Raw genomic sequence first — 23,747 nt, forward strand, 5'->3', positions numbered from 1 at the left:
ATGGACTTTGAGACCCGCCCTCTGGCTGCCGGCCCGGACACCACGTTTACTGCCTCGGAAATCCGCAGCGCAGTCCAGGACTTGCTCGGCCTCGAAGGCCTCCCGCCCATCGTGCAGGTCGGCCATCCCGTGCTGCGCCAGCGCGCCGCGCCCTATGACGGCCAGCTCGACGACACCGAACTGGAGCAACTGGTCGAGCGGATGCGGGATGTCATGCATGCCGCTCCCGGTGTGGGCCTCGCCGCACCGCAGCTCGGCATCCCCTTGCAGCTGGCCGTGCTCGAAGACCATTTCGATGTTGACCCTGTGGCCTCGGAGATCCGCCAAAGGACACCGCTGGGCTTCTTCGCGATACTGAACCCCGGCTACGAACCCGAGGGGACTGCAACGGCGTCGTTCTACGAAGGCTGTTTGTCGATGCGCGGATTCCAGGCCGTGGTCACACGGCACCGCGATGTCCGCCTGCATTATCAGCGTCCCGACGGCAGTGCAGCCACGGCTGGATTCTCCGGATGGCAGGCCCGGATAGTCCAGCACGAGACCGACCACCTGCAAGGCGGAATCTATGTGGACCGCGCCGAGCTGCGGTCCCTGGCGAACGATGCAGAATACTCAGCACATTGGGCGTACCCCGGCATCGACGAGGCACGCCGCGGGCTTGGTTTCCTCAATCCGTAGCTGAACCGGCCTCGCGGGGCCGGTTTGCTGCTGAAGGCAGGTGCCTTGCCCACCACGCGAGGATCTGCTCGAAACGCTGTCGCCTGTGGTGTGGCGTGCCCGAGCGCGATAGTTCGTGATCTTCACCCGGGAAGAGGAGCAACGCCGTCTCCACGCCTTGCGCCTTGAGGGCGGCAAAGTAGCGCTGGCCCTGTTCAACCGGGCATCGGAGATCGTTTTCGCTGTGGACTACCAGCGTGGGTGTCCGGACTGCGGTCACCACGGCCATGGGGCTTTGGGCCGCCATCTGTTCCAGCGAGCCGCCCGTGTATTGGCCACCGAAGAACCATCCAATATCCGATGATCCGGCAAAGCTGACGGGGTCAAGGAATCCGCGCTCCACGATGGCTGCCTTGAAGCGGTGTTCGTGGCCGATGACCCAGGCCGTCAGGTATCCGCCGTAGGACCCGCCCATGATGCCGATCGATTCCTTGTCCATCACCGGGAAGGCTTCCAGGGCACCATCCAGGAAGGTGAGTACATCCGCCATGTCCACGGTGCCCATCCTTTCCTTGATGGCCTCGCCGTGCGCCTGGCCGTACCCGGCGGAACCACGCGGGTTGCACATCAGCACGGCGTATCCCGCCTCGGCGTAAACCTGGGCTTCGTCGAAGAAGGCTCCCGTGTACTGCGCGAAAGGGCCGCCGTGGATGGTGAGCAGCACGGGGTGCGGGCCTGGCCCCTCCGGCAGGACCGCCCAGCCATGGACCGGGTAGCCGTCAGGGCCGGTGGCTGTGAACTCGTGCGGTTCAAGAATGGCTGCTTTGCATCGGAGCGCCCTGGCGAAATCGGTGAGCACCCGGAATTCACCGTTCTCCAGAACGCCGAGCTCACCGTTGCTGAACGCGTCACCGAAAGAGACAGACACGATGTCTCGCACCGCGGAAGCGCCGATCACCACCCGGGGCCCCTCGACGAGGACCTCGGCCCCGCCGTCGGCCGTCCAGCGGATCAGTTGCACGTTCCCACGAGTCGTGTTGGGCGCCAGCACCCCATCCGCTCCGACGGTTTCGAGGGGGCCGCCAACGTCCTGGTTTTCGACATCGCTCAGCATCGTCGCCTTGCCACCCCGGACCGGCATGACATATAGCGCTGTGTTCCTCGCGACGAAATCCAGGCCGTCATCGCCGAGGTCCTGTGCCGTAAAGAACAGCCATTCGCCGTCCACGGACTCGCAGACTTCCAGGACAGACTGCGGTGCAGCGTCCGGACGCAGCGCGGTGATGTCCCCTCCCGCGGCGGGGACACGATAGATACCCGAGGCGAGATCGGCGTCGTGGCCTTCGTGAAGCGAGGCGACGAAGTAAACGCTCTCGCCGTTGCGGCTGAACGACGGCGAGGTGTGGTCGATGTCGCCGGAGGTCAACTGCATGGCCCGCGGCACCAGGCTCGCGGCCTCTGGCCCGAGGGCTTTAGCGGCCCTCCCGGCGGGGGCCACCGGCGGTTCCGCTCCGGGCTCGGGAACGTCGACGACGAACAGTTGCGCGGGCTTGTCGGCGGTGTAACCCAGTCCATTGAGCCTGTATTGGTTGTCGGTGATCAATCGGGGGTCTTCGCTGCCCGGCCCGACGCCGTCAACCGTTCCGTAACGGCCTTCCTCGGGAACCCGCGAAGAGAAAACAATCCTGTGAGAATCGGGTGCCCAGGAAAAGTCCGAGACACCCAGTTTCTGCTCAGTGATCGCTTGCGGTTCCCCGCCGTCGGCCTCCACCACGTGCAGTTGCGGCTTGCCGTCCGGCGTCGCCCTGAGGAATGCCAATACCGTACCGTCGGGCGAAAATGCCGGTGCGGTGTCCCGGAACCCACGGGTTATCCGACGGGGCGGGATCGCAGGGTCAAAAGGAACACTCCAAAGCTGCCCGACATACGCATCAGCATCGAAATCGGGCCGCGTTACGGACACGACGGCGCGGGTCCCATCGGGATGGGCGGCGGGAGCAGAGACGGAATTCAGCAGCGGGAGTTGTTCGGCTTTCACGCTGGTGAGCCTAGCGGCCGCCACGGCGTGACGATATCTGCCACTCCGGCCGCCGTAGGATTGTCCCTATGCTTTCCGACGCCGTCCCTTCCCTGCGCTGCCCGGTCTGCAGGGGTCCTTTTGGACTAAGCGGGGCGGCGCCGCTTTCCCTGGTTTGCGTCGCCGGCCACAGTTTCGACGCCGCCAAACAGGGCTATTTCAACCTGCTCACGGGAAAGGGCACCGTCTTCGAGGCGGACACGGCAGAGATGGTCGCGGCCCGCGACGATTTCCTGGGCGCGGGCCACTACGCTCCGCTCGCCGAAGCCATCGCGGAGGAGGCGGCTCCGGTCCTGTCGGTGCCGGGCTCCCTGGTCCTCGATTCGGGGACAGGCACCGGCCACTACCTGCGGACAGTGCTGGAACGCACTCCTGCGGCAGCCATTGGCATCGATATCTCGAAGTTCGCCCTCCGCCGGGCCGCACGGCTGAATCCCGGCGCCGTAAATCTGGTGTGGGATATCTGGCGACCACTGCCCATCGCCGACCACTCCGTGGATGCCATCATCGTGGTCTTCGCGCCGCGGAACCCCCCGGAATTCGCCCGCGTCCTGCGTCCAGGCGGCCGGGTGATCGTGGTGACTCCGCGCAACGGACACCTTGGGGAGATTGCGGAACGCACCGGAATGCTCAACATTGAGCCGGGAAAAGAAGAACGACTTACCGAGTCCATGCAGGAGTTCTTCACTCTCGCCGACACCATTCACCTCGACGTGGACCTCAAGCTCGGTGGGCGGGACATCGCCGATGTCGCCTTCATGGGACCGGCGGGTCATCACCTGGAACGCGCCGCCCTTCTGGCGTCAACGGCCTCGGAAACGTCCGTTCAAGCCACCGCGAAGTTCACCCTCAGCGTTTTCACAGCGCCGTAGCAAGGCGCCTAACGGGAACCTTCGCGCCGGGCTAGGATGGAAAAATAGCGACTGTGATCTTGCCGACGCTGCAGTCCGGATCAGGCCGGCTGCCGCCGCAAGTCCGGAAACAGGGGGAACGATGTTTGAATGGCTTGGCAGCAACTGGTGGGCCCTCTGGCTCACGGTGTTTCTCGCTTTCGCCGTGGTGGAGATGCTGACGCTCAGCTTCTTCTTCATCATGCTCGGGGCCGGCGCGCTGGCTGCACTCGTCGCTGACCTTGCCGGAACCGATCTGTGGTTGCAGATTGTGGTCCTCTGCATCGTGTCCCTGCTGATGATCGCGTTCGTCCGTCCTATCGCACTCAAGCATCTGCACAAAGGGCCCGCCGAGCAACGCACCAACGTGGACCGCTTGATCGGCCAATCGGCGCTCGTCATGGAGCCCGTCAGCGCGACGGCGGGACTCGTCAAAATCGGTGGCGATGTGTGGAGCGCCCGCAGCGCGGCGGAAACCATCGACGCCGGCCAGACCGTGCAGGTCACCAGGATTGACGGCGCGACGGCGGTAGTCGCCCCGACAGTGGAAAACAGCCCGCACTAGCAGCGTCCCGCCATGGCTTACGCCACGACGTTCGACGACGAGCGTTCGGCGACTGGCGACCGGCATTTTGCCGCACACATACCGCATCAAAAACGTAACTGGGGAATGAAGGAGATGTATGGACAGCTTGGGAGGAACTGCAGCCGCGATCGTGCTGCTAGTTCTCGTCATATTCGTGATTATCGTTTTGGTCCGCTCGATCAGGATCATCCCGCAAGCGCGCGCCGGCGTCGTGGAACGCCTTGGTAAATACCAGCGCACGCTCAACCCCGGGCTCACCATCCTGATCCCGTTTGTCGACCGCTTGCTGCCGCTGTTGGATCTTCGCGAACAAGTGGTTTCCTTCCCGCCGCAGCCGGTGATTACCGAAGACAACCTGGTTGTATCGATCGACACCGTGGTCTATTTCCAGGTCACGGATCCCCGGGCAGCGACCTACGAGATCGCCAACTACATCCAGGCTGTTGAACAGCTGACCACCACGACGCTCCGTAACGTCGTGGGCGGCTTGAATCTTGAAGAAGCACTCACTTCGCGCGACCAGATCAACGGCCAGTTGCGCGGGGTCCTGGACGAAGCCACGGGACGCTGGGGAATCCGCGTTTCCCGCGTGGAGCTCAAGGCAATCGACCCGCCGCACTCCATTCAGGACTCAATGGAGAAGCAGATGCGGGCCGAGCGCGACCGGCGTGCTGCGATTCTGACGGCCGAAGGCACCAAGCAATCGGCGATCCTCACGGCAGAAGGCCAACGGCAAGCGGCAATCCTGGCTGCAGAGGGTGACGCGAAGGCAGCCATCCTCCGCGCCGATGGCGAAGCGCAGGCCATTCAGAAGGTCTTCGACGCCATCCACAAAGGCAACCCGGATCAAAAGCTGCTTGCCTACCAGTACCTCCAGACCTTGCCGAAGATTGCGGAGGGCTCATCCAACAAGCTGTGGATCATCCCGAGCGAGGTCGGTGAGGCCCTCAAGGGCATCGGCGGAGCGCTCGGTGGCGCCAACGGTGGATCCGGCGTCGCTGACCTGTTCAGCGATTCCAAACAAGAACCGTCCGCGTAACTACCGACAGTTTGAACGGGGACCGGCCACAATCTCTCTGGCCGGTCCCCTTCGCTTTGTCCTGTCAGCTTCGATCCGCGTATAATGGTGTATTTGTCCGGCCGGTTCAATCCGAACGGAACATTAACGCTTGGTCAGGCGTTTCATCTAGTGATGCAACGTGTGCAGACAGTAGTCCGGGCGACGCCTCGCGGCGTCCGGCTAGCGCGGAGCATGGTTCCGCGAACAGACAGAGGGAGTAATCATGAGCGATCGCAGCCTGCGGGGCATGCGTCTTGGCGCCCAGAGCATGGAAACCGAATCCGGCGTGGAGCCGGCGCCGCGTCAGAGGGTTGAATACCGCTGCGCCGACGGAGAGCAGGTCTTCGTTACCTTCTCCTCCGAAGCCGAGATCCCTCCTGTCTGGGTTTCCAAGACCGGCAAGGAAGCGCTCCTGGTTGATGGTGAACGCCCCGTTGACACCAACGAGAAGGCCGTCCGCACCCACTGGGACATGCTGCTGGAACGTCGCAGCCTTCCCGAGCTCGAGCAGATCCTCGAAGACCGCCTGAACATCCTGCGCGAACGTCGCGGGGAACGCCGCTCGGCATAACGCCGCAATTCCCAAAGGGCGCCGTTCCTCAGCGGACAGTTGCCGAGGGAACAGTTTCACGATAAAAGTCCGGGTCCGCACTCTTCAGAGTGCGGACCCGGACTTTTCCGTTGCATTTAGTGCATCTTCATGGCTTCCGGTGGTTGGGTGGCCCATTCGGTCTCGGTGGCCCGCATCCAGGGATATGGCAGGAGTTCGGCTAGACCGACAGTTCCAACCTCTCCCCCGGCATCAACCAGGACCGTTGCCCCGGCTCCGTAGTTCCGCAGCAGCTCCCGGCAGACGCCACAAGGATTCGTGACTTGCGGTTCTCCGTGTTCGTCCATGCTGACTGCGACGGAGGACTCGATGGAGGCTTCCTGGGCAATGCGGGCATTGGCGAGGGCGCTGGATTCGGCACACACGTTGATTCGTTTGGAACCGATGTGAAGGCCCAGATAGATAGCCCCTGACGCGCCCCGCATCGCGGCAGCGACACGATGGTTCTCGCTGTGATGAGCCGTGAGGAGCAGTTGGCGGGCCGCGGTGTAGAGCTCTACGTCGGACTGACTGAGGTCAAACGAGATCACGTTCCTAGCTTCCAATGAAGATGCCGCTCTTCCTGCGTGCCAGCAGGTAGAAGACAATGCTCAGCACGGACAGCACCGCGACGTAAACCGGGAAGATCCACGATGCATTCATGGACTGGAGCCAGACCAGGAGATAGGAAGCCGTACCACCGAAGACGGCCACACCAATCCCGTAACCAAGGGAAGTTCCGGCGCCTCGGCATGATTTGGGCATCAGGGAACTGGTGACGACGTTGTACAGGGTCATGTTCAGGACAAGGACAACCGAGCCGCCCAGGAGGACCGCGGCGAACCCGCCGATGCCCGGACGGACGTACATCAGCATCAGGAAGACCGACGGGATCGACAGTGCGCGGGTGATCAGGAACCACTTCGAAATCGACTTACCGTCTGCGAACTTGCCGACTACCAGGCTGCCGACAACCAGCACGGCTCCAAGAATGGTGGTGAGGGCGAAGACAGCGGTGGCGTCTTCTTTGAAGCCGCTGCGGGCCGCGGTGGGCAGGCCGGTATTCCAGGCGTAGTTGTAGGCTTGCGCTGCTCCAACCACGAAGGTTATGGCCAGCACGCTCAGCCAATGCTTGCGCACGCCGCCCCAAACAGCTTTGGAGGAGTTCTCCGCGAGCTCCTCGGGCCGCATGGTTTCCGGAAGAGTGCGCCGAAGGTAGACCACGATGAAGCCGAAGATCGCTCCCACGATGAAGGGAACACGCCAGCCCCAGTCGGCCATGACAGCCCCGCTCAGCATCAGGCTGCACAGGTAGCTGACCAGCGAAGCGAGGAGAATGCCCGAGTTGACGAAGAAGGAAATGATGCCCGCGACGAACCCTTCGCGTCCAACGGGAACCAGTTCGACGGCGTGCGCGGTGGAAAGCGGAGCTTCAACACCGGTGGAGATGCCCTGCACGATGCGGCAGACCAAGAGGATGACGCCGGCGGCGCCGCCGATCTGCTGGTACGTCGGACACAGGGCGATGATCAGCGTGGTGATTGCCATCATCATGATGGACCAGAGCATCACTTTTCGACGGCCGATTCTGTCGGCGAAAGTACCGAGCAGGACGCCGCCCAAGGGACGGAAGGCGAACCCGACGGCGAAGACGGCCAGGGCGTTAAGCGTTGCGGCGGTGGGGTCCTGCGAGGGGAAGAACTTTGGCCCGATGAAGGCCGACAGTAGTCCGAAGACCATCCAGTCGTACCACTCAAGGGTGTTCCCGAGTCCGAGGCCCAGCAGCCCACGGCGGACTTCCGGAGAGAGCCGGGATTTCCGGGCGCTTTCCGGGCCATTCTTGACGACAGTGTCAGTCATGATTCTTTCCTTCCTCCGCACCTTCGCGGTGCGTGAGGGTACGGATCACCGTTGACATCCAGGGGGAATGGACGGTGATCGAAACTATCATTTTGGCTTGGTCCGGCAAGGCCGAACCAGCTCACCTCATGGGAAGCGAGTTAGCCCAGATAGCTACGCGTGCCTCTTCGTAGCGCTTTGAAGCAAACGGGGACACCCAGTCCCGTAAGAGGGAGCGTGGATGGCTTGCTTGGGTGCCGCAGGATCAGTAAGGGAAACACGAGGGTGGACGTGGGGCCGGGCTGGGCCTTCCGCCAGAAGGCTGAAGCGCCAACGTCTCTGATCGTGTTGCAAACTTCCCCAAGTGATGCGACTCACTTAACTATATTGAAGATATTCACCAGGTCAATGCTTTTTGGTAAATAGCCTTCGTTGCCCCGCGTGCATTGAAGAGTCTGCCGCGGCAGCGGCGTCAGTGAACCCGGAGAACGAGAAAATTTCACCAAACCATTGATTCGCTAAAATTTTTCACTATAGTTATGTGAGTCAGCTCACCGAGAGAAAGCTGGATCATGACCAACGAGATCATCACGGCATCCTCGCCTGCCGGCACGAGCGCGCTTCTGGCAACTGTCGGCAACAAGGTCCGCACGATGCGCAAGGACAAGGGGATGACCCTGTCCAAACTCTCGGAGATCACCGGTCTCAGCCCGGCGATCGTCAGCCAGATCGAACGCGGGCTGGCCAACCCATCATTCACCACCTTGGCGCAGCTGGCGCACGGTCTGGACATTCCTGTGGGGAAGTTCTTCCTCGGCCAGGAAGAAACCAGGTCGCCGGTTGTCCGCAAGTCCGAGCGGCGAAACCTCAAAGGCGTCACCAAGAAGTCCGTGGGAGAGGCAGTCTATGAACTCCTGACCCCGGACCTCAATGGCGCCTTGGAGGCCCAATGGATCGTGAGTCCGCCAGGCCACGACACCAGCGCCACCCCTTTCCGCCACAGCGGCGAGGAGTTCGGCATCATCTTGTCGGGAAAGAAGGACATCTTCCTCGACGGCGAGTGCTACACGCTTGAGGCGGGCGATTCGATCACCTTCTCCTCGGATACGCCTCACTGGTACAAAAACAGCTACGAAGAGGTATGCGTAGCTATCTGGGTCAACGCCCCTCACGTATGGTGACCAGCCGGCGCTAGCCGCCGCTCGCTCCCATACACGTACGGACCCTTGGACGTCCGTTCGCAAACATCTCAATCTCCGTGTCCAGGTCCCCCATGACCTCTACTCGGCATGCCCTCCGCCAGGCCTGGTCCGCTGCGTACATCGCCGCGGGCTCCTCCTGAGCACCCCGTCTATACCCCGGCAACCGTTCCAACGGAATGCCCGCCGGGAAGTAAGGATCCTCCACCATGAACTCCTTTGCCACCACATCGTCACTGGAACTCAGTACGACGACGGCGGACCTCACCGCACCCGTCATCTCCCGCTCCAACGTCCTCGTGGTCGGCGGTGGGCCCGCCGGCGTGGCCGCCGCAGTCACCGCAGCACGGTCCGGCGCATCCGTCACGCTCCTGGAGCGCTACTCCTCGCTCGGTGGGCTTGCCTCCGGAGGCATGGTCCTGGTGCTCGACGACATGATCAACGGCCAGGAAATCACGGTGACCGGCATCGTTTCGGAGTACGTGGAACGGCTGCAGAAACTCGGCCTGGCTATCGTCCCGCCTGCCGATGACCGCAAGACCTCCGAGGAACTCTGGAACAAGTGGGGCCGCTACGGCACCTTCGACTTCCACTCCCACACCAACCCCAAGCCGATTTGCTACGCCGCAGCCTTCGATCCGGACGGCTGGAAGCGCGTCTCCAACGACCTTGTCCGCGAAGCCGGAGTCAACCTCCGCCTGCACTCGTGGTTCTCACGCCCGATCGTGGACAACGGCGTGATCAAGGGCGTCATCTGCGAGACCAAGTCCGGCCCGCAGGCGTTCATGGCGGACATCGTCATCGACACGACCGGTGACATCGACGTCGCCTCCCGTGCCGGCGCAAGCCACATCAAGGACAGCTACCTTACCACCCTCGTCTTCCGCCTGGGCAACGTGGACACGGCCGCCGCAGAAGCTTTCGAGCAGGCCAACCCGAAGGAGGCCCGTGCCATCAACCGCACCATCAAGCGGCTCCTTGGCGGCGCCTGGGAACTGTGGTGGCTCAAGACGCCCATCGACGGCGTCGTCTGGTGCAACGCTCCCCACATGACCGGGTACGACGGCGTGGATCCGGCGGACATGACCGCCGCAGAGTTTGCCGCGCGCGACCGTATCACCGAGGCCGTGGAGTACGTCCGCGCCCACCTGCCCGGCTTCGAGAACTGCCACATGCTGGACGTCGCCTCCCAAATGGGCGTACGGCAGACCCGCCTGCTCGAGGGCGAATACGTCATGACCAAGGACGATGTCACCTCCCGCCGCCACTTCGCGGACACCGTGGCCCGCGGCCGCGATTACTACTACCCGTACCGCTCGCTGCTTCCCAAGGAAGTGGACCAGCTCCTCGTCGCCGGCCGCCACTACTCCGCCACCCCGGAAGCGCAGAAGATGTCCCGCGAGATCCCGCCCTGCATGGCCATGGGCCAGGCAGTCGGCGTCGCCGCGGCTCTCGCGGTCGAAAACGGCACCCTCGTCCGCGACGTTTCCGCGCTGGACATCCAGCAGGGCATGCGCCGGCACGGTGCGGACCCGGGCGACATCCCGTCGTCGAACGCTACAGTCGACAGCGAAGCGGTGGTGGGGGCATGAGCACCGACACGCTTCTCGATGAGTTTGAGGAAACCACGACGGCGGCGCCCGCCGGCGCCGCCAAGTCCAACGGCATCCCGCTTCCGCTCGACGGCATCAAGATCGTGGACTTCACCCAGGTGTTCATGGGACCGTCCTGCACCCAGCTCCTGGGCGACTACGGCGCGGACATCATCAAGGTGGAACGTCCGGGCGCCGGCGACATTTCGCGCAATTCGTTCCCGGACAAGGACGGCCAGGACAACCCCATCTTCCTGTCCATCAACCGGAACAAGCGCAGCGTTTCCGTGGATACCCGCACCGACGAGGGCAAAGCCGTCCTCCGCCGGGTCATGGCCGACGCCGACGTCGTCGTCAGCAATTTCCGTTCCGGCGTGATGGAGCGGATGGGCTTCGGCTACGAGGAACTCAAGGCGGAGAACCCCGGAATCATCTGGGCCTCCGGCACGGGCTTCGGCCCGGTGGGACCCTACTCGCACAAGGGCGGCCAGGATGCGATCGCACAGGCGTACTCCGGCGTGATGTGGCGGCGCGAGTCGGACGACCAGAAGCCGGCCATCTACCCCACCACGTTGTGCGACTACATCACGGGCATGCACCTCATGCAGGGCATCCTGCTGGCACTGCGCACCCGGGAGGCGTCCGGCGTCGGACAAAAAGTCGAGGTGACAATGTACGACTCCATGCTCCACCTGCAGATGCAGGAGGCGTGCATGCAGCTCAACCGCGGCTACGAAGTCAATTGGGGCGCCATGCCGCTGAGCGGTGTCTTCGAAACCACCGACGGCGCCGTCTGCATGGTGGGCGGCTTCACGCCTGATCCGCTCGCTCGGATTTCCGAAGCGCTGGGCCTGGACGAGGACCTCACCCAGCGGCCGGAGTTCGCCAACCTGGAGCAGCAGTTCAAGCACAAGCCGGCCTTGCAGGCGATCTTCCGGGAGCGGATGGCCACAAACACTACCGAGTACTGGACCAACCAACTGGAAAGCCAAGGCTTGCTCAACGCGCCTGTCCACACCCTGGAACAAGCACTGGCCGATGCCCAGACGGAGGCCAACGGCATGATCGTGGAAGCCGAGCACCCGGGCGTCGGCACCGTGAAGATGCTCAACGCACCCATTCGCTTGTCTGCTACCCCGCCTTCCGTCCGGCGCGTGGCGCCGCGGCTCGGTGAGCACAATGTGGAGGTCCTCCTGGAAAACGGCTTCGACGCTGAAACCATCGAGCGCCTGCAGAAGTTGGGAGTGCTCCGGTGACCGTGTCGATGGAAGAGAAGACGATCGTCGACCAGGTCACGCTGACCATCGAGAACCACGTGGCCACGGTGGTCATCGACCGCCAGCACGTGCTCAACGCCGTCGACGGGACTGCACAAGCCCGGCTCAACGAGATCTGGAGCCAGATCGAAGCCGATCCTGACGTGCGCGCCGTCGTCGTCACCGGGGCCGGCACGCGGGCGTTTTGCGTCGGGGCGGACATGTCCGCCTCTGCCGTGGACAAGACCGGCCTGCAGTATTGGGCGGAGCTTGACCCCAACGGTTTCGGCGGACTGAGCCTGCGCACGAGCCTGGACATTCCGGTGATTGCCCGGGTGAACGGCTATGCGCTGGGCGGCGGCATGGAGATGGTGCTCGGCGCCGACATTGTGGTCGCCGCGGACTCGGCCCGCTTCGGCCTCACCGAACCGCGGGTCGGGCGCTTGGCGCTCGACGGCGGCATCCACCAATTGGTGCGCCGCGTCCCCTACACGCAAGCGATGGGCATGCTCCTCACGGGCCGCAAGGCCGAGGCTGCAGAGATGCAATCGATGGGCCTCGTCAACGAAGTGGTCCCCGCGGAGGAGCTCGACGCCGCGGTACAGCGCTGGGTGGACCAGATCCTCGCCTGCGCGCCCAGCTCCGTCCGGGCCGTCAAGCAAATGGTCAGCAGGACGAGCCACTTGAGCGCGGCGGAAGCCCGCGGCCTCAGGCTGCCGGCACTCATGGCCGCACTCGACAGTGAAGACTCCGCCGAAGGCGTGCTCGCCTTCCAGGAAAAACGCCCGCCTGTGTGGCCGGGCCGCTGAATGCAGCATGAACAGATGCAAGACACCGAACTTCAGCACGAACGGAAGGACAAACCAATGCGGGAAGCACTAGCACCCGGAGTGTGGGGCGTCGTCGCCACTCCATTCCAGGGCAGCACCCTCGATCTGGACACCGACAGCCTGGCCCGGTTGGTGGAGCACTATGAATCAATCGGCGCGACAGGGCTGACTGTCCTGGGTGTCTTCGGCGAGGCGGCCGCCCTGACCGCAGCGGAGCGCAGCCTGGCGCTGGAAGTGGTGGTCGAAGAAACCCGATTGCCTCTCGTGGTGGGTGTGACCTCGCTCTTTACGGGCACGGCAGTCGAAGAAATCCGCGCCGCCCAGGCCGTGGCTGGCGACCGGCTCGCAGCCGTCATGGTGCAGGCCAATTCGGCCCGGCCGGAAGTTGTGATCGCGCACCTGAACGCCATCCACCAGTCCACCGGGGCCAAGGTCGTCCTGCAGGACTACCCAGTGGCCAGCGGCGTCAGCATCAGCACCGAAGCACTCATTTACGTGGTCCAGGCGTGCAAGTTTGTTGTCGCGGTCAAGGCCGAGGCCCCGCCGACCAGTGTGGCCATCGCTCAACTGTCGGCCGCCGTCGACGTCTCGGTGTTCGGCGGGCTGGGAGGTCAAGGGCTGCTGGACGAGCTGGTGGCCGGCGCCGCCGGCGCCATGACGGGGTTCTCCTACCCGGAAGCCCTCGTTGCCTGCGTCCGCGCGTGGCAATCGGGCGGTTACGACGCTGCCCGGGACGCGCTGCTCCCGTACTTGCCGCTCATCAACTTCGAGCAGCAGGCCCGGATCGCATTGGCGGTCCGGAAGGAGTGCTTCCGTGAGCGGGGCTTCATCAAGGACTCCGGCGTCCGGCCGCCGGCGACTCCTTTCCCGGAGGTCCTCAGGAACGGAATGCTGACGCATCTGGCTGAAGCGGCCCACGCTTTGGATCTCTCCCTTACCCCCGCCGAGCACACAGCAGGAAGGCTCTAATGGATTTCGGAATCAGCGGCAAGACCGCCTTCGTCGCCGCCTCCACGGGAGGGCTGGGACTGTCCGTCGCCCGCGGGCTCGCGGCCGAAGGCGTCCGGGTTGCCATCACCGGCCGCCGCGGCGAGCTGGCCGAGAAGATCGCAGCAGAGCTGCAGGCCGACGGCCACAGCGCCGTGGCTGTCGAGGCCGACCTGAGCACAGCGGACGGAGTGACCGCCGCCGTCGAACGCGCAGTGGAACTTCTCGGTCCCATCGACATCCTTGTCCTCAACGGCCCCGGTCCCAAGCCGGGGGCGGCCGCGAGCCTTGGCGCCGACGACATCACCGCCGCGTTCGAGCTGCTCGTGAAGCCCCACCACGCGCTTGTCTCGAAGATCCTGCCGGGGATGCGGGAGCGGCGCTGGGGACGGATCCTGGCCATCGGATCCAGCGGCGTTGTGGCACCCCTGCCCAACCTTGCCGTCTCCAACACGGGCCGCGCAGCATTGGCGGGCTACCTCAAAACCCTTGCGGCGGAAGTGGCTCTCGACGCCGTCACGGTCAACATGATCCTGCCGGGACGCATCGCCACCGATCGCGTCGCCGAACTGGACCGGGCGGCGGCCAAGCGCCGCGGCACCACGCCCGAGGAAATCCAACTCGAATCCCGCAAGACCATTCCGGCCAGACGCTACGGCGAACCGGAGGAGTTCGGCGCCGCCGCTTCTTTCCTCTGCAGCGCCCCCGCTTCCTACATCACCGGCGTCGCGCTTCGCTGCGACGGGGGCCTGATCCGGAGCCTCTAGGTCCGGCCGTCCTCCCGCACAGCCCCAACACCCAATCCCAACCGCTAAGCCAAAGGATGACCATGACTTCCACCGCCACCGAATCGGCAACGTCCGCCCGACAGGATGTTGCCGCCACGCAGCACCTGATCAACGGCGAATGGACCGGAGAACCCGAAATCCAGCGAATCAACCCGGCCCGCCCGGATGAACTCGCTGCCCTCTCCCCGCGAGGCACCGCCGACGACGTCGACGCGGCCATCACCGCCGCTGCCGCCGCCCAGCCGGCCTGGGCAGCCCTGCCCGCCCCCGCCCGCGGCGCCATCCTCATGACCGCCGGCAACCTGCTCCTCGAGCGCCAAAGCGCGATCGCCGAGGACCTCGTCCGCGAAGAAGGCAAAACCCTCGCCGAAGCCAAGGGAGAGGTCAAGCGCGCCTCGGACGTCCTGCGCTTCTTCGGCTCCCTCGGCTGGGGCGCCACGGGCGAAGTACTTCCCAGTGGGCTCCCGGATACCACCATTACCACCCGGCGCGAGCCGCTCGGCGTCGTCGGGCTCATCACCCCGTGGAACTTCCCCATCGCCATCCCGGCATGGAAGGCCGCCCCCGCACTCATCAGCGGTAACGCCGTGGTCATCAAGCCGGCCGAACTCACCCCGCTCTCCGCGACGCACCTTGCCCGCGCCCTCCACGACGCCGGTGTACCCGCAGGAGTCTTCAACGTGGTCCACGGAAAGGGCCGCGTGGTGGGAGACGCTTTGGCACGCGATCCCCGCATCGCCGGGCTGTCCTTCACCGGATCCACCAAAGTGGGGCTTGGGCTCCAGGAAATCCTGAACGCCCGCCGCGCCCGCGTCCAGCTTGAAATGGGCGGCAAGAACGGCGTCCTAGTGCTCGACGACGCCGATCCGCAGAAGGCCGCCGCGGTAGTCGCAGCCGGTGCGTTCGGACTCACGGGCCAGGCGTGCACCGCGACGTCCCGCGTGTATGTCACCCCGGGTGTCCGCGACGCGTTCCTCGAAGCCCTTGTTGCCGAGGCCGCGGGCTACACCGCCGGTGACGGGCTCGACGGCGCCAAGATGGGCGCTGTGGTGAGCAGCCAGCAGTTCGAACAGGACCAGGCAGCGGTGCGCACCGCCGTCGAACGCGGCGCCACCCTCCTTCACGGAGAGTACGACGGCGACCCCTCCGGAGCGCTGCTCTTCCCTGCCGCGGTGCTCACCGATATTGCGTTTGACGACGCTGCCGTGACCGAGGAAATCTTCGGTCCGGTAGTCGCGGTCCTGCAGGTCCCCGATTACGAGGCCGGACTCGCCGCCATCAATGATTCCCGCTATGGCCTCACCGCAGGCATTTGCACCGACTCCCTGGCCTTGGCCACGGATTTCGCCGCACGCGCGCAGGCGGGCGTGATCAAGGTCAACCGTCCCACGGCCGGCCTGGACTTGAACGTGCCGTTCGGTGGCGTGAAGGACTCCTCCACCAACACCTTCCGCGAGCAGGGCAAGTCCGCACTGGACTTCTTCACGTGGGGCAAGACCGTTTACACCGGTGTGTAGCGCGTCATGACCTATGTGATCGCGCAGCCCTGCGTGGACGTCAAGGACAAAGCCTGCATCGACGAATGCCCTGTGGATTGCATCTACGAAGGCGAACGCTCGCTCTACATCCACCCCTCCGAATGTGTGGACTGCGGCGCCTGCGATCCCGTCTGCCCGGTGGAGGCGATCTACTATTCGGACGATGTCCCGGATGAGTGGGCAGATTATGTCCGGGCCAACGTCGAGTTCTTCGAGGAACTCGGATCCCCGCAAGGAGCCTCGGCGCTGGGAAACCTGGGCCGGGACCACCCGGTGGTTTCAGCGGCACACGTCCCGGGCTGACGTTAGGCGGCCAGCCTGGCCTGGATCGCCCGTCGAAGCGACTCCAGGCTGGGCAGGCCCCTTAAACCATCGGCCGTACGGTAGACGCGACACGCCATAGCCGGTTCCGCGGTGGACGGGTAGAGGTCAGCTCCGTCCACCATGAACGTCGGGGATCCGTGGAATCCGGCCGTTTCCGCCTCTTCGTCGCTCACAATCTCCCTGACCGAAATCAAGGCCGGATTGTTCCCTTCCAGCTCCACGGCCCGGGAGAAAAGTTCGCGGGCCGCCGAGCTGTGGGGACAGTCCTGGATGGTGAGCAATTCGAAATCCATGACCCCATTATCCGGCTTTGACCTGTCCGGCTCACAGCAGGTCGGCGTGATGCTCTGCGACGACGTTCGGATGGGCCCGAAGCCGGTACCGGAGGGCGTTGTCCCCGTAGGTTTCCAGAATCGGACTGTTTGTCGGGTCAACGGACAAGCCACGGGCTTTTGCTTGGAACTCAGGGCTCACGGCAAGCTGTGGCATGGTCGCGTCCAGTGCGGGGTTGTAGAAGAAGGGAAGCGAAATCCGGTCCGTGCCTCGAAGGGGTGAGATGACCCGGTGCAGGGTCGCCTTGAGGTAGCCATTGGTGGCCAGTTCCAGCATTTCGCCGATATTGACCACGAAAGTCCCCGGCACTTGTGGGGCGTCGATCCATTTCCCCTGGTACTCGACCTGGAGACCGCCTTTCCCGGGCTCAACCAGGAGAAGCGTGAGCACTCCCCCGTCACGGTGGGATCCTACGCCCTGCTTGGGTTCCGGGTTCGACTCCCCCGGATATCTCACAATCTTGAGGACAGGGAAAGCGCGCTCGGCGAATGCCGCATCAAAAGTGTCCTCAGGTGCTCCGAGCGAAACTGCCAGTGCCCGTAGCAACGCAAGCGAGATGGTACTCAGCCGTTCGGTCCATTCCGAGACAATGTTCCGCATCTCGGGCAACGCCTCCGGCCACAGGTTGGGCCCCTCCAGACGCCAATATTCGGCAACGCCAGGGCCCGGCTCAACAGCATCGCGCTCGACGCCGATGTCGATCTGCTCGCGCCAGTCGATCCCGCCGTCGGTGAGCTCGCCACCAACGCGGGTGTAACCGCGGAACTGGGGGCTGTGGACATTCTCGATCGCGAGCTTTTCCTCTTCCGGCAGCTCGAAAAAGCGGCGCGACACGTCGAGAATCGCGTCCGTCAACTCCTGCGGGATGCCGTGGCCGGCTAGATAGAGGAAGCCAACCTCATGCATGGCATCTCGCAGTTCGTCACGGAATCGTGCGGCTTCTTCCGGGCCTGCATCCAGACGGGAGAAATCGATCACGGGCAATGTATCGAGAGTCAATGCACTTCGTCCTTTTCATCGAGTGTCGCCGTCGTGCGGATGATCCCTACGCTTCAGTTCGGCTGTTTGGGACGCCACACGCCGAAACGGTTGCCGTGCGGGTCCAGGAGGTGCGCGAACTCGATCGCGCCGTTGTCAACGAACGGAATGGCTACGCTTGCACCGAGAGACTCGGCTCTGGCGATCGCGGCTTTGACGTCGTCAACCTGGACGTAGAAGATCGCCCACGACGTTCCCTCGAGCGAGGTCGTGTCCCACAGCCCGCCCTTGTCGCCATTCACCATCTGGTAGCTGGCAGGAGAGGACTCACCGAAACTCCAGTCGAAGAGCGAGCCGTAGAAGGCCTGCGTGCCCTCCGGATCGGGGGAACCGACTTCGAAGTAGTTCACTATGGAGGCCAAAACTGTTTCCTTTCCACTTCCCTCGCTGAAAGTCGGAAGCCGCCCGCGAGACCTGGGGGCGGCCTTTTCGAAGGGTTAGGGCATGACCTTGTAGAGATCGACGACGGTCTCTTCCGGGGGTGACTCGAATCCACCCGCGATGCCCGCCTGCATGCGGGGCATGAGAATGCTGTCGCGGAATTTCTCCCAACTTTCTTTCGACTCGTGGACGGCCATGATCGTCCAACCGCCCGCCGACGGGCCTGCTGCGTGGAAAGTCTGGCCCTCGGGCAAGAGCCCCTCTCCTGGGTGAACAGCGGCTATTGACGCCTCGTATTGGTCCTTGGTGCCTCCCGGGAAGAAGTGCACCACTCCGTACGGCTCCATATCTGCTCCTTGCTGGTGTGGATGGGTGTGGACATGCCAAGCAATAGACCCCGCCGCCCGGGATGTCAATGAGTTTTCAAAAGCGGGATCCACCTCCGGGATTCAGGTCCAGAATTCGTCTGCCTTGGCCGTGTCCTCGAAGAATTCCCGGCCCTCTACGACCTTTCCGTCGCGGAGAACAAAGGAAATGGCAGTTGCAATATCCAAGGTTTTTCCATCGTTTTCTGCGCGGCTTTGCTGGAGCCCGACGGTGTGGCTTTCTCCACCGACGATGTCCTGGACCGCGGCTTGGAAGGTACCCTGGGAACGTGCTCCCAGCTCGCCGAAATAGGCCAGAATGGCGTCGCGTCCTTGCTTAGTGCCGGACAGCACGCCATTCCCAGCTGCGTACCAGACTGCGTCCTCAGCGAACAACTCGCTGAGTGCCGCCAGATCACCCGTGTTAAAGGCCTCATATCCCCGCCGGACCAATTCGGCGTTTTCTGTAGCTCCCATGTTCGGATACCTCTCCGTCATCCTCGTAGGTCAATGGGACGGCTTAAGGCTATTCCTGGGCAGGGTGCCTGTCGATGGGAAAGGGCTTGAGTTGGGCGACCACGCGAACGCCCGCCGCCGGCGATTCGGTGGCAAGCTTGACCACAAGGGGCCGCACCTGGATGGAGGGTAAGCCGTGATTGATACCGCTGAAGCCGTTCTTCACGACGGCACGACGATTCCCATCACCATCCACGGAAACGGACGCGCCCTGATGGTTCCGGCCCGTTTCGCCCCTTATCCGCCGGAGGAAGCCGAAACGATGCGCCGGTGGGGCGCAGATCCGGATCTGGGACCCAATCTTGTGAACGGACTCGCGCGATCCCACCGCGTCATCGTCGCCGATTATGAAAGCCACCGGATGGCCCACCCCGCGCCGGACACCCTTACTCCACGGAATGTCACGGCTGATCTCCTTGCCATCGCCGATGCCGCTGATGCCGGCAGCTTCGCCTTTTACGGCTACTCCTGGCTGGCACTTTGCGGCTTGCAACTAGCAATCCGCACTGACCGGCTCTGGGCGCTGGTGATGGGCGGCTTCCCACCCCTCGATGGACCCTACGAGAGCATGTTGGCGGTCACGCGAGCAGCACATTCCATGTCCACACAATCTGCCGACGTCGTTCCTTCACCGACCGCCGACGTTGAGCCTGGAGACTGGGATTCGGTGCCCGTTCAAACGAACAAAGCACAAACCCGACAATTCGTCACTCTCTACGAGGCCCTTCAAGACTTCGACGATTCCGCCGCCGAAGTCCAGCCGGGTTTGCCCCGCCTTGCCTTCGCAGGATCGGACGATCTGATCGATTACGGCCCGGCATGGGGCAACGTTCATGTAAAGATCGGCGAGCCCCTGACGACACACAAGCAAGAACTCATTGAGTCCGGGTGGGATGTCCACGTGCTTCCTGGCCTTGATCACATCGGAGCGATGCGTAGCTCCGTCGTCTTGCCGCTCCTGACGGACTGGCTCCGGAAGGTCGGCTAGGCTGCGCCCTCTTGAGACAGGTCCGGGCCGGTGGGACGATGAAGCGGTGAATCCCTTCCTCGAATTCGTCAGCCACAACTGGTGGCTGATCTTTCCGCTGAGCGGATTGGCTGGCGGGTGGGCGCGGTCCTGGTCCAGGGCCAGCGAAAGGCGGCACCGCCGTCGGGTGGAGTTCTATCAGCTCAAGAACCGCGCGGCGGAAGCGGAGCACGCCAGCCAGGCCGAGGTGGTGCGGCTGCAAGAAGCACACGACGCCGTGAACAGGCGATGGCTCGAATACGAACTCGACATCGCTAAGCTCATCGATTTTCCGGTCATGTCCGATGTCCGCGAACCGCTCACCGTGGAATTTCTTCGGGCCAAGCGGGATGCTGACGGTCTGCGTCCGGCAACTCCGGGAGAAATCACGACGGCGGCCCGGCTGGCTGAGTATCGCGCGGCCGTCCGGAGCTTCGAGCTGGCGTTCGATGTGGCGGAACGGGAAGCCAAGCGCATCAAGGACAGCAACTTCACCGAGCCCGAGCGCCAGCGGCTGGCGACCGCCAGGAAGCTGCTGAGGATCGCTTCTGACAGTGCAGCGACGCCGGCGGAGCGACAGACCGCCTACAAGCGCGCCCGGCGCGAATTGGATGGGCTGATTGTCCTGCCCGAAGCGACCATCGCCGCCCTGGAAGAGAAGATCGCTGGAATACTCGACGCCCCAAAGGCTCCGGACTTCCATCAAAGCTGAGAGGAACCGATCTCAGTGTTTCAAGCGATGGATGATCACATACTTGTGGTGCTTCCGGTGTCGAGTCTTGGAACGACGTGGAGTCAGACCTAGAGGGGGTAACCCAAGGGCTTTCCGCCTGGCTGAGAGCCGAATATTTGCGTAAATCAGGAAGAAGATGAAGCCCAGCGATGGGATGAGCAGCACGAATATCCACGGTAAATTGCCCACGGCGCGCCTCCTATGCTCAGTCTCCGACCCGGCACAGCCGTCGTCAAGATTGCGCTATTAAGTGGTGGACGCCGCGTCGGCTGAGACAAAGGGCTATCCACGGGACCATGCTAGGCGTAGCTTTTTTCTCATCCCGGCACGTCTAACTTGGCCCGCAGCCGGTACCTACCAGGAGGTCATCATGGACAACCTATTCGGACGCGGCGGACTTGGAGTACCGGAGCCGCTCCGACGCTTCCTTCAAGGCGAATCCGACCCTTCGCTCCGCATCGAGCAGTACCAAGAGGGGGACACGCTCGTTGTCAGGGTGGATCTGCCGGGAATCGACCCCGAGACCGACGTCGATATCAGCATTGCCGACGACACCCTGCATATCGAGGCGCGGCGCGAAGAGGATGCCGAACGCGTGGACAAGAAGGGCTACCGCACCGAGCTCCGTTACGGCGAACGGTCCCGAAGCATCCCGCTGCCCCGCGGAGTGAGCCAAGACGGCATCGTCGCGACGTATGAGGATGGCGTCCTGGAAATCCGCATCCAGCTCCCCGAACAGTCAGAGCCGCAGACCACGAAGATCCGCGTTGTCCGTACGGCTGGCCACGAAGCCAGTCAGTCTCCGGAGGAGCCGGGGAACTAGCCCAGCCGAGGACGCGGGCCTAAGGGCCTCCGTCCCGCCCGTTGAGTCTCCGCACTTTCTGAAGCAGGCGGGCCGGTCCTTTGCCTTGGGGCGCAGGCGCCTCCGGGGCCGTATCGGGCATCGCGAGGACAGCGATGACTGTGAGCGCGGCGCTCACAAGCACGGCGAGAAACACTGCAGCAGACGCCAAGACAACCGCCTGCGAATTCTTCCCGCCACCGGGGCTGCCGGCGTAGATCGCATTAGCCACGGCGCCGAAAACCGCGACGCCAAGAGAACTGCCGATGGATCGCGCAAAAAGGTTGGTGCCCGTCACCACTCCGCGCTCGTGCCATTCGACGCTGGACTGGGCGGCGATCAGGCTCGGGGTTGCCAGAAGCCCAAGTCCGAGTCCCGCGACAAAGCAGCTGCCCGCGACGAGCACCAGGTTCGGTGTGTAGGCCGTCACGGCGAGGGCCGCCGAACCGATGAGGGTGACGGTGATCCCGATCAACGCTGTTGCCCGGAAGCCGATCCGTAGATAGAAACGGCCCGACTGAGAAGCACTGATGGGCCAGCCGATGGTCAAGGCTGCCAATGACAGGCCCGCAGCCAATGGCGACACCGAAAGCGCACCTTGAAGGAAGGTCGGAACGTAAGAAGTGAGGCCAAGCACGATTGCTCCGGCCCCGAAGGAGATCAGGGCGGTCGTGGCGAGAAGGCGCCTCGAAACCACCCACGGCGGAAGGACGGGCTCAGCTGCTCGTCGCTCGACCAGGACGAAGGCAACGAGTAACACTGCACCAAGGGCGAACACCGCGATGCTGATCGGAGAATCCCAGGCCCATGCCTGTCCACCCTCCAAAGCCCCGAGGATGGTCAAGGTCAACGTGACCGTGAGAAGGACGGCTCCCAGATAGTCGACGTGGTGCTTTACCCGTTCGATGTTCTCCTGGAATTTTTGAACCAGCATCCACGCCGCCACGAGGCACAGCGGAATGTTGACCAGGAAGATTCCGCGCCACACTCCAAGCGAAGCGAACACGCCGCCCAGTGTTGGGCCGACAACCGACGAGGTGGCCCACACGCTGGCCAGGTAGCCTTGCACCTTTGCACGCTCGGCGAGGGTGTAGATATCGCCGGCGATGGTAATGGCCACCGGGAGGACCGCGCCGGCACCCAAGCCCTGAACCACGCGGAAGGCAATGAGCGCAGGCATGCTCCACGCCAAGCCGCAGAGGATCGATCCGATCAGGAAGAGTCCAATCCCGGTGAGAATGATCGGCTTGCGACCTGCCATGTCGGAAAGTTTCGCGTACACCGGAACGGAAACGGCCTGTGCGAGCAGGTAGGCGGAGAAAAGCCACGGGAACGAGGCAAACCCGCCGATTTCATGCACAATCGAAGGCACCGCAGTCGCCACAATGGTGGCATCGATCGCGACAAGGCCGCTCGAGAGCATCAGGGCTATGAGTATCGGGCCCCGCTTGGATCGGAAGCCTACGCCGTCGCTTTCAGTTGCCATCTCCGGGCCTGTCTTTCCCCTATGCCGCGGCGTATCCTAATTACGTTCCCGGCACCGGCCTCGGCCGGCATTCTTGTCTGCACCCACCATTTTTCCCTGCACCCACTTAGTTAGGCGCCATCCATGGAGATGAACATCAGGGACCACTGGGACATGCTCAGCCCCGAAACGCGGCATTGGCTAATCGACAACCCTGGATGCGTGGTCTTGCCGCGGACCCTCACGGAGATACTCCATAAGGAAACCGGCATCACCCCGGATGCCGACCAGCACAGCCAGGTCAGCCTCTCCCCCGAGGATCTGAGGTTCCTCCGGGCCAAGTCTGAAGAAAACACGGTCCGGCCGACGTAATCGATGCCAGGGCACTCGACTGCGTCAGTCGTCGTCGTCATCCGCTGGCACCGGTGGTTTGGCCGCCTCGCGTAGCGGTCCCACTGCGCCGTCCGCGCCGTAGTCCCCCTCCGCGTACTGGCCGATTTCCGACTCTGCTGTGCGCCCCGGAACTGTTCCTGCGTCACCGAGGTCGGCTTTTGCGTAGCGCCCGGATTCCTTGGCTTTCCCACCCAAGGGTTCGGGCAAGCCGCCTTGGCTGCCCGCCGCTCCGTAGTCTCCTTCGCTGTATTGGCCTTCTTCGTCTTCGGAGTGCCGCCCGGGTTCCGTTCCCGTCTTGCCGTACTCCCCCTCGACGTTACGGCCCCTGAGTTCCGGTTCCTCGCGAGCTCCGCTTGTCTCATCTTCAGTGGGTTCTTCGACGCCGCTGCTGTCGGACATGATCTTGCCTTTCCCGCAACCAACCTTGCGTCTCTTCGGCGCCCCTTAAGTTTATCGAGGGGTTT

General features: G+C 63.6%; 27 protein-coding genes. 17 read left to right on the forward strand and 10 right to left on the reverse strand.

Annotation, left to right across the window (positions count from 1 at the left end):
- Entirely contained in the window at positions 1–678 is a 678-nt protein-coding gene (locus AC3WJU_RS10790; RefSeq protein WP_492259846.1) for a peptide deformylase, read from the forward strand.
- Here the strand turns inward: AC3WJU_RS10790 and AC3WJU_RS10795 are convergent.
- Entirely contained in the window at positions 668–2,695 is a 2,028-nt protein-coding gene (locus AC3WJU_RS10795; protein ID WP_492259847.1) for a S9 family peptidase, read from the reverse strand. The genes AC3WJU_RS10790 and AC3WJU_RS10795 overlap by 11 nt on opposite strands.
- A 68-nt stretch (positions 2,696–2,763) precedes the next feature.
- Here AC3WJU_RS10795 and AC3WJU_RS10800 point away from each other — a divergent pair, with 68 nt between their 5' ends.
- From AC3WJU_RS10800 to AC3WJU_RS10815, 4 genes are all read left to right on the forward strand, one after another.
- Positions 2,764–3,606 carry a methyltransferase domain-containing protein gene (locus AC3WJU_RS10800; protein WP_059389986.1) on the forward strand — a complete coding sequence of 281 codons (843 nt, stop codon included), beginning with the start codon at positions 2,764–2,766 and terminating at the stop codon, positions 3,604–3,606.
- Positions 3,607–3,727: 121 nt separating this feature from the next.
- Positions 3,728–4,189, forward strand: coding sequence for an NfeD family protein (locus tag AC3WJU_RS10805; RefSeq protein ID WP_492259848.1), 462 nt, complete (start codon positions 3,728–3,730; stop codon positions 4,187–4,189).
- 118 nt (positions 4,190–4,307) lie between these two features.
- Complete coding sequence (locus tag AC3WJU_RS10810) at positions 4,308–5,249, forward strand: SPFH domain-containing protein (protein WP_059389984.1); 942 nt, start codon at positions 4,308–4,310, stop codon at positions 5,247–5,249.
- 244 nt (positions 5,250–5,493) lie between these two features.
- Positions 5,494–5,841, forward strand: a complete 348-nt coding sequence (locus AC3WJU_RS10815) for an RNA polymerase-binding protein RbpA (protein WP_059389983.1) — start codon at positions 5,494–5,496, stop codon at positions 5,839–5,841.
- 116 nt (positions 5,842–5,957) lie between these two features.
- Here AC3WJU_RS10815 and AC3WJU_RS10820 read toward each other — a convergent pair whose 3' ends face one another.
- Both AC3WJU_RS10820 and AC3WJU_RS10825 read right to left on the reverse strand, forming a co-directional pair.
- Positions 5,958–6,410, reverse strand: coding sequence for a cytidine/deoxycytidylate deaminase family protein (locus AC3WJU_RS10820; protein WP_492259849.1), 453 nt, complete (start codon positions 6,408–6,410; stop codon positions 5,958–5,960).
- A gap of 4 nt (positions 6,411–6,414) precedes the next feature.
- Positions 6,415–7,719 (reverse strand): MFS transporter, encoded by a 1,305-nt coding sequence (locus tag AC3WJU_RS10825; RefSeq protein WP_492259850.1) that lies wholly within the window; start codon positions 7,717–7,719, stop codon positions 6,415–6,417.
- 551 nt (positions 7,720–8,270) lie between these two features.
- Between AC3WJU_RS10825 and AC3WJU_RS10830 the strand changes: the two genes are divergently transcribed.
- From AC3WJU_RS10830 to fdxA, 8 genes are all read left to right on the forward strand, one after another.
- On the forward strand, positions 8,271–8,879 hold the full coding sequence (locus AC3WJU_RS10830) for a helix-turn-helix domain-containing protein (RefSeq protein ID WP_059389980.1): 609 nt from the start codon (positions 8,271–8,273) through the stop codon (positions 8,877–8,879).
- 227 nt (positions 8,880–9,106) lie between these two features.
- A complete protein-coding gene (locus AC3WJU_RS10835; protein ID WP_306959876.1) occupies positions 9,107–10,489 on the forward strand; it encodes an FAD-dependent oxidoreductase in 1,383 nt (460 codons plus the stop codon).
- The gene (locus tag AC3WJU_RS10840; RefSeq protein WP_307053437.1) at positions 10,486–11,745 is read left to right on the forward strand and encodes a CaiB/BaiF CoA transferase family protein; all 1,260 of its coding nucleotides are present in this window, start codon (positions 10,486–10,488) and stop codon (positions 11,743–11,745) included. Before AC3WJU_RS10835 ends, AC3WJU_RS10840 begins: the two co-directional genes overlap by 4 nt.
- Positions 11,746–11,753: 8 nt before the next feature.
- Positions 11,754–12,554 (forward strand): enoyl-CoA hydratase-related protein, encoded by an 801-nt coding sequence (locus AC3WJU_RS10845; RefSeq protein WP_492259874.1) that lies wholly within the window; start codon positions 11,754–11,756, stop codon positions 12,552–12,554.
- A gap of 57 nt (positions 12,555–12,611) precedes the next feature.
- On the forward strand, positions 12,612–13,544 hold the full coding sequence (locus AC3WJU_RS10850) for a dihydrodipicolinate synthase family protein (protein ID WP_307053435.1): 933 nt from the start codon (positions 12,612–12,614) through the stop codon (positions 13,542–13,544).
- On the forward strand, positions 13,544–14,329 hold the full coding sequence (locus AC3WJU_RS10855) for an SDR family oxidoreductase (protein WP_306959885.1): 786 nt from the start codon (positions 13,544–13,546) through the stop codon (positions 14,327–14,329). The genes AC3WJU_RS10850 and AC3WJU_RS10855 overlap by 1 nt, the downstream gene beginning before the upstream one ends.
- 62 nt (positions 14,330–14,391) lie before the next feature.
- A complete protein-coding gene (locus tag AC3WJU_RS10860) occupies positions 14,392–15,867 on the forward strand; it encodes an aldehyde dehydrogenase family protein (RefSeq protein WP_492259851.1) in 1,476 nt (491 codons plus the stop codon).
- Positions 15,868–15,873: 6 nt separating this feature from the next.
- Positions 15,874–16,191, forward strand: a complete 318-nt coding sequence (gene fdxA / locus AC3WJU_RS10865) for a ferredoxin (protein ID WP_059389976.1) — start codon at positions 15,874–15,876, stop codon at positions 16,189–16,191.
- Positions 16,192–16,193: 2 nt separating this feature from the next.
- Here the strand turns inward: fdxA and AC3WJU_RS10870 are convergent, their stop codons facing one another.
- From AC3WJU_RS10870 to AC3WJU_RS10890, 5 genes are all read right to left on the reverse strand, one after another.
- Positions 16,194–16,505: a hypothetical protein gene (locus AC3WJU_RS10870; RefSeq protein WP_306959889.1), complete on the reverse strand. Its 312-nt coding sequence runs from the start codon at positions 16,503–16,505 to the stop codon at positions 16,194–16,196.
- A gap of 31 nt (positions 16,506–16,536) precedes the next feature.
- The gene (locus AC3WJU_RS10875) at positions 16,537–17,544 is read right to left on the reverse strand and encodes an isopenicillin N synthase family dioxygenase (protein WP_492259852.1); all 1,008 of its coding nucleotides are present in this window, start codon (positions 17,542–17,544) and stop codon (positions 16,537–16,539) included.
- Positions 17,545–17,597: 53 nt separating this feature from the next.
- The gene (locus AC3WJU_RS10880) at positions 17,598–17,945 is read right to left on the reverse strand and encodes a VOC family protein (RefSeq protein ID WP_059389973.1); all 348 of its coding nucleotides are present in this window, start codon (positions 17,943–17,945) and stop codon (positions 17,598–17,600) included.
- 75 nt (positions 17,946–18,020) lie between these two features.
- On the reverse strand, positions 18,021–18,311 hold the full coding sequence (locus AC3WJU_RS10885; RefSeq protein ID WP_059389972.1) for a hypothetical protein: 291 nt from the start codon (positions 18,309–18,311) through the stop codon (positions 18,021–18,023).
- Between the two features lie 102 nt (positions 18,312–18,413).
- A complete protein-coding gene (locus AC3WJU_RS10890) occupies positions 18,414–18,806 on the reverse strand; it encodes a nuclear transport factor 2 family protein (protein WP_059389978.1) in 393 nt (130 codons plus the stop codon).
- 175 nt (positions 18,807–18,981) lie between these two features.
- On the opposite strand from AC3WJU_RS10890, the gene AC3WJU_RS10895 reads away from it, so the two are divergent.
- The 3 genes from AC3WJU_RS10895 to AC3WJU_RS10905 all read left to right on the forward strand — a co-directional run bounded on the left by AC3WJU_RS10895 (position 18,982) and on the right by AC3WJU_RS10905 (position 21,407).
- Positions 18,982–19,833 (forward strand): alpha/beta hydrolase, encoded by an 852-nt coding sequence (locus AC3WJU_RS10895; RefSeq protein WP_492259853.1) that lies wholly within the window; start codon positions 18,982–18,984, stop codon positions 19,831–19,833.
- Positions 19,834–19,879: 46 nt separating this feature from the next.
- Positions 19,880–20,563, forward strand: a complete 684-nt coding sequence (locus AC3WJU_RS10900; protein ID WP_492259854.1) for a hypothetical protein — start codon at positions 19,880–19,882, stop codon at positions 20,561–20,563.
- A 391-nt stretch (positions 20,564–20,954) separates the two neighbouring features.
- On the forward strand, positions 20,955–21,407 hold the full coding sequence (locus AC3WJU_RS10905; RefSeq protein WP_492259855.1) for an Hsp20/alpha crystallin family protein: 453 nt from the start codon (positions 20,955–20,957) through the stop codon (positions 21,405–21,407).
- A 19-nt stretch (positions 21,408–21,426) separates the two neighbouring features.
- Here AC3WJU_RS10905 and AC3WJU_RS10910 read toward each other — a convergent pair whose 3' ends face one another.
- Complete coding sequence (locus tag AC3WJU_RS10910) at positions 21,427–22,911, reverse strand: MFS transporter (RefSeq protein WP_284989064.1); 1,485 nt, start codon at positions 22,909–22,911, stop codon at positions 21,427–21,429.
- Between the two features lie 123 nt (positions 22,912–23,034).
- On the opposite strand from AC3WJU_RS10910, the gene AC3WJU_RS10915 reads away from it, so the two are divergent.
- Positions 23,035–23,262, forward strand: a complete 228-nt coding sequence (locus AC3WJU_RS10915) for a hypothetical protein (RefSeq protein ID WP_253257550.1) — start codon at positions 23,035–23,037, stop codon at positions 23,260–23,262.
- A gap of 24 nt (positions 23,263–23,286) precedes the next feature.
- Here AC3WJU_RS10915 and AC3WJU_RS10920 read toward each other — a convergent pair whose 3' ends face one another.
- Positions 23,287–23,682, reverse strand: a complete 396-nt coding sequence (locus AC3WJU_RS10920; RefSeq protein ID WP_492259856.1) for a hypothetical protein — start codon at positions 23,680–23,682, stop codon at positions 23,287–23,289.
- Between the last annotated feature and the right edge of the window lie 65 nt (positions 23,683–23,747).

The sequence above is a fragment of the Arthrobacter sp. FW306-1B-F12A genome (genome assembly GCF_058781865.1).

Bases quoted from the DNA above. Each gene is read 5' to 3' on its own strand.
- AC3WJU_RS10920 (WP_492259856.1), bottom strand. From the start codon at position 23,682: ATGTCCGACAGCAGCGGCGTCGAAGAACCCACTGAAGATGAGACAAGC.
- AC3WJU_RS10790 (WP_492259846.1), top strand. From the start codon at position 1: ATGGACTTTGAGACCCGCCCTCTGGCTGCCGGCCCGGACACCACGTTT.
- AC3WJU_RS10890 (WP_059389978.1), bottom strand. From the start codon at position 18,806: ATGGGAGCTACAGAAAACGCCGAATTGGTCCGGCGGGGATATGAGGCC.
- AC3WJU_RS10860 (WP_492259851.1), top strand. From the start codon at position 14,392: ATGACTTCCACCGCCACCGAATCGGCAACGTCCGCCCGACAGGATGTT.
- AC3WJU_RS10855 (WP_306959885.1), top strand. From the start codon at position 13,544: ATGGATTTCGGAATCAGCGGCAAGACCGCCTTCGTCGCCGCCTCCACG.
- AC3WJU_RS10835 (WP_306959876.1), top strand. From the start codon at position 9,107: ATGAACTCCTTTGCCACCACATCGTCACTGGAACTCAGTACGACGACG.
- AC3WJU_RS10850 (WP_307053435.1), top strand. From the start codon at position 12,612: ATGCGGGAAGCACTAGCACCCGGAGTGTGGGGCGTCGTCGCCACTCCA.
- AC3WJU_RS10800 (WP_059389986.1), top strand. From the start codon at position 2,764: ATGCTTTCCGACGCCGTCCCTTCCCTGCGCTGCCCGGTCTGCAGGGGT.
- AC3WJU_RS10840 (WP_307053437.1), top strand. From the start codon at position 10,486: ATGAGCACCGACACGCTTCTCGATGAGTTTGAGGAAACCACGACGGCG.
- AC3WJU_RS10830 (WP_059389980.1), top strand. From the start codon at position 8,271: ATGACCAACGAGATCATCACGGCATCCTCGCCTGCCGGCACGAGCGCG.
- AC3WJU_RS10845 (WP_492259874.1), top strand. From the start codon at position 11,754: ATGGAAGAGAAGACGATCGTCGACCAGGTCACGCTGACCATCGAGAAC.
- AC3WJU_RS10810 (WP_059389984.1), top strand. From the start codon at position 4,308: ATGGACAGCTTGGGAGGAACTGCAGCCGCGATCGTGCTGCTAGTTCTC.
- AC3WJU_RS10910 (WP_284989064.1), bottom strand. From the start codon at position 22,911: ATGGCAACTGAAAGCGACGGCGTAGGCTTCCGATCCAAGCGGGGCCCG.
- AC3WJU_RS10915 (WP_253257550.1), top strand. From the start codon at position 23,035: ATGGAGATGAACATCAGGGACCACTGGGACATGCTCAGCCCCGAAACG.
- AC3WJU_RS10905 (WP_492259855.1), top strand. From the start codon at position 20,955: ATGGACAACCTATTCGGACGCGGCGGACTTGGAGTACCGGAGCCGCTC.
- AC3WJU_RS10885 (WP_059389972.1), bottom strand. From the start codon at position 18,311: ATGGAGCCGTACGGAGTGGTGCACTTCTTCCCGGGAGGCACCAAGGAC.
- AC3WJU_RS10870 (WP_306959889.1), bottom strand. From the start codon at position 16,505: ATGGATTTCGAATTGCTCACCATCCAGGACTGTCCCCACAGCTCGGCG.
- AC3WJU_RS10805 (WP_492259848.1), top strand. From the start codon at position 3,728: ATGTTTGAATGGCTTGGCAGCAACTGGTGGGCCCTCTGGCTCACGGTG.
- fdxA (WP_059389976.1), top strand. From the start codon at position 15,874: ATGACCTATGTGATCGCGCAGCCCTGCGTGGACGTCAAGGACAAAGCC.
- AC3WJU_RS10815 (WP_059389983.1), top strand. From the start codon at position 5,494: ATGAGCGATCGCAGCCTGCGGGGCATGCGTCTTGGCGCCCAGAGCATG.
- AC3WJU_RS10825 (WP_492259850.1), bottom strand. From the start codon at position 7,719: ATGACTGACACTGTCGTCAAGAATGGCCCGGAAAGCGCCCGGAAATCC.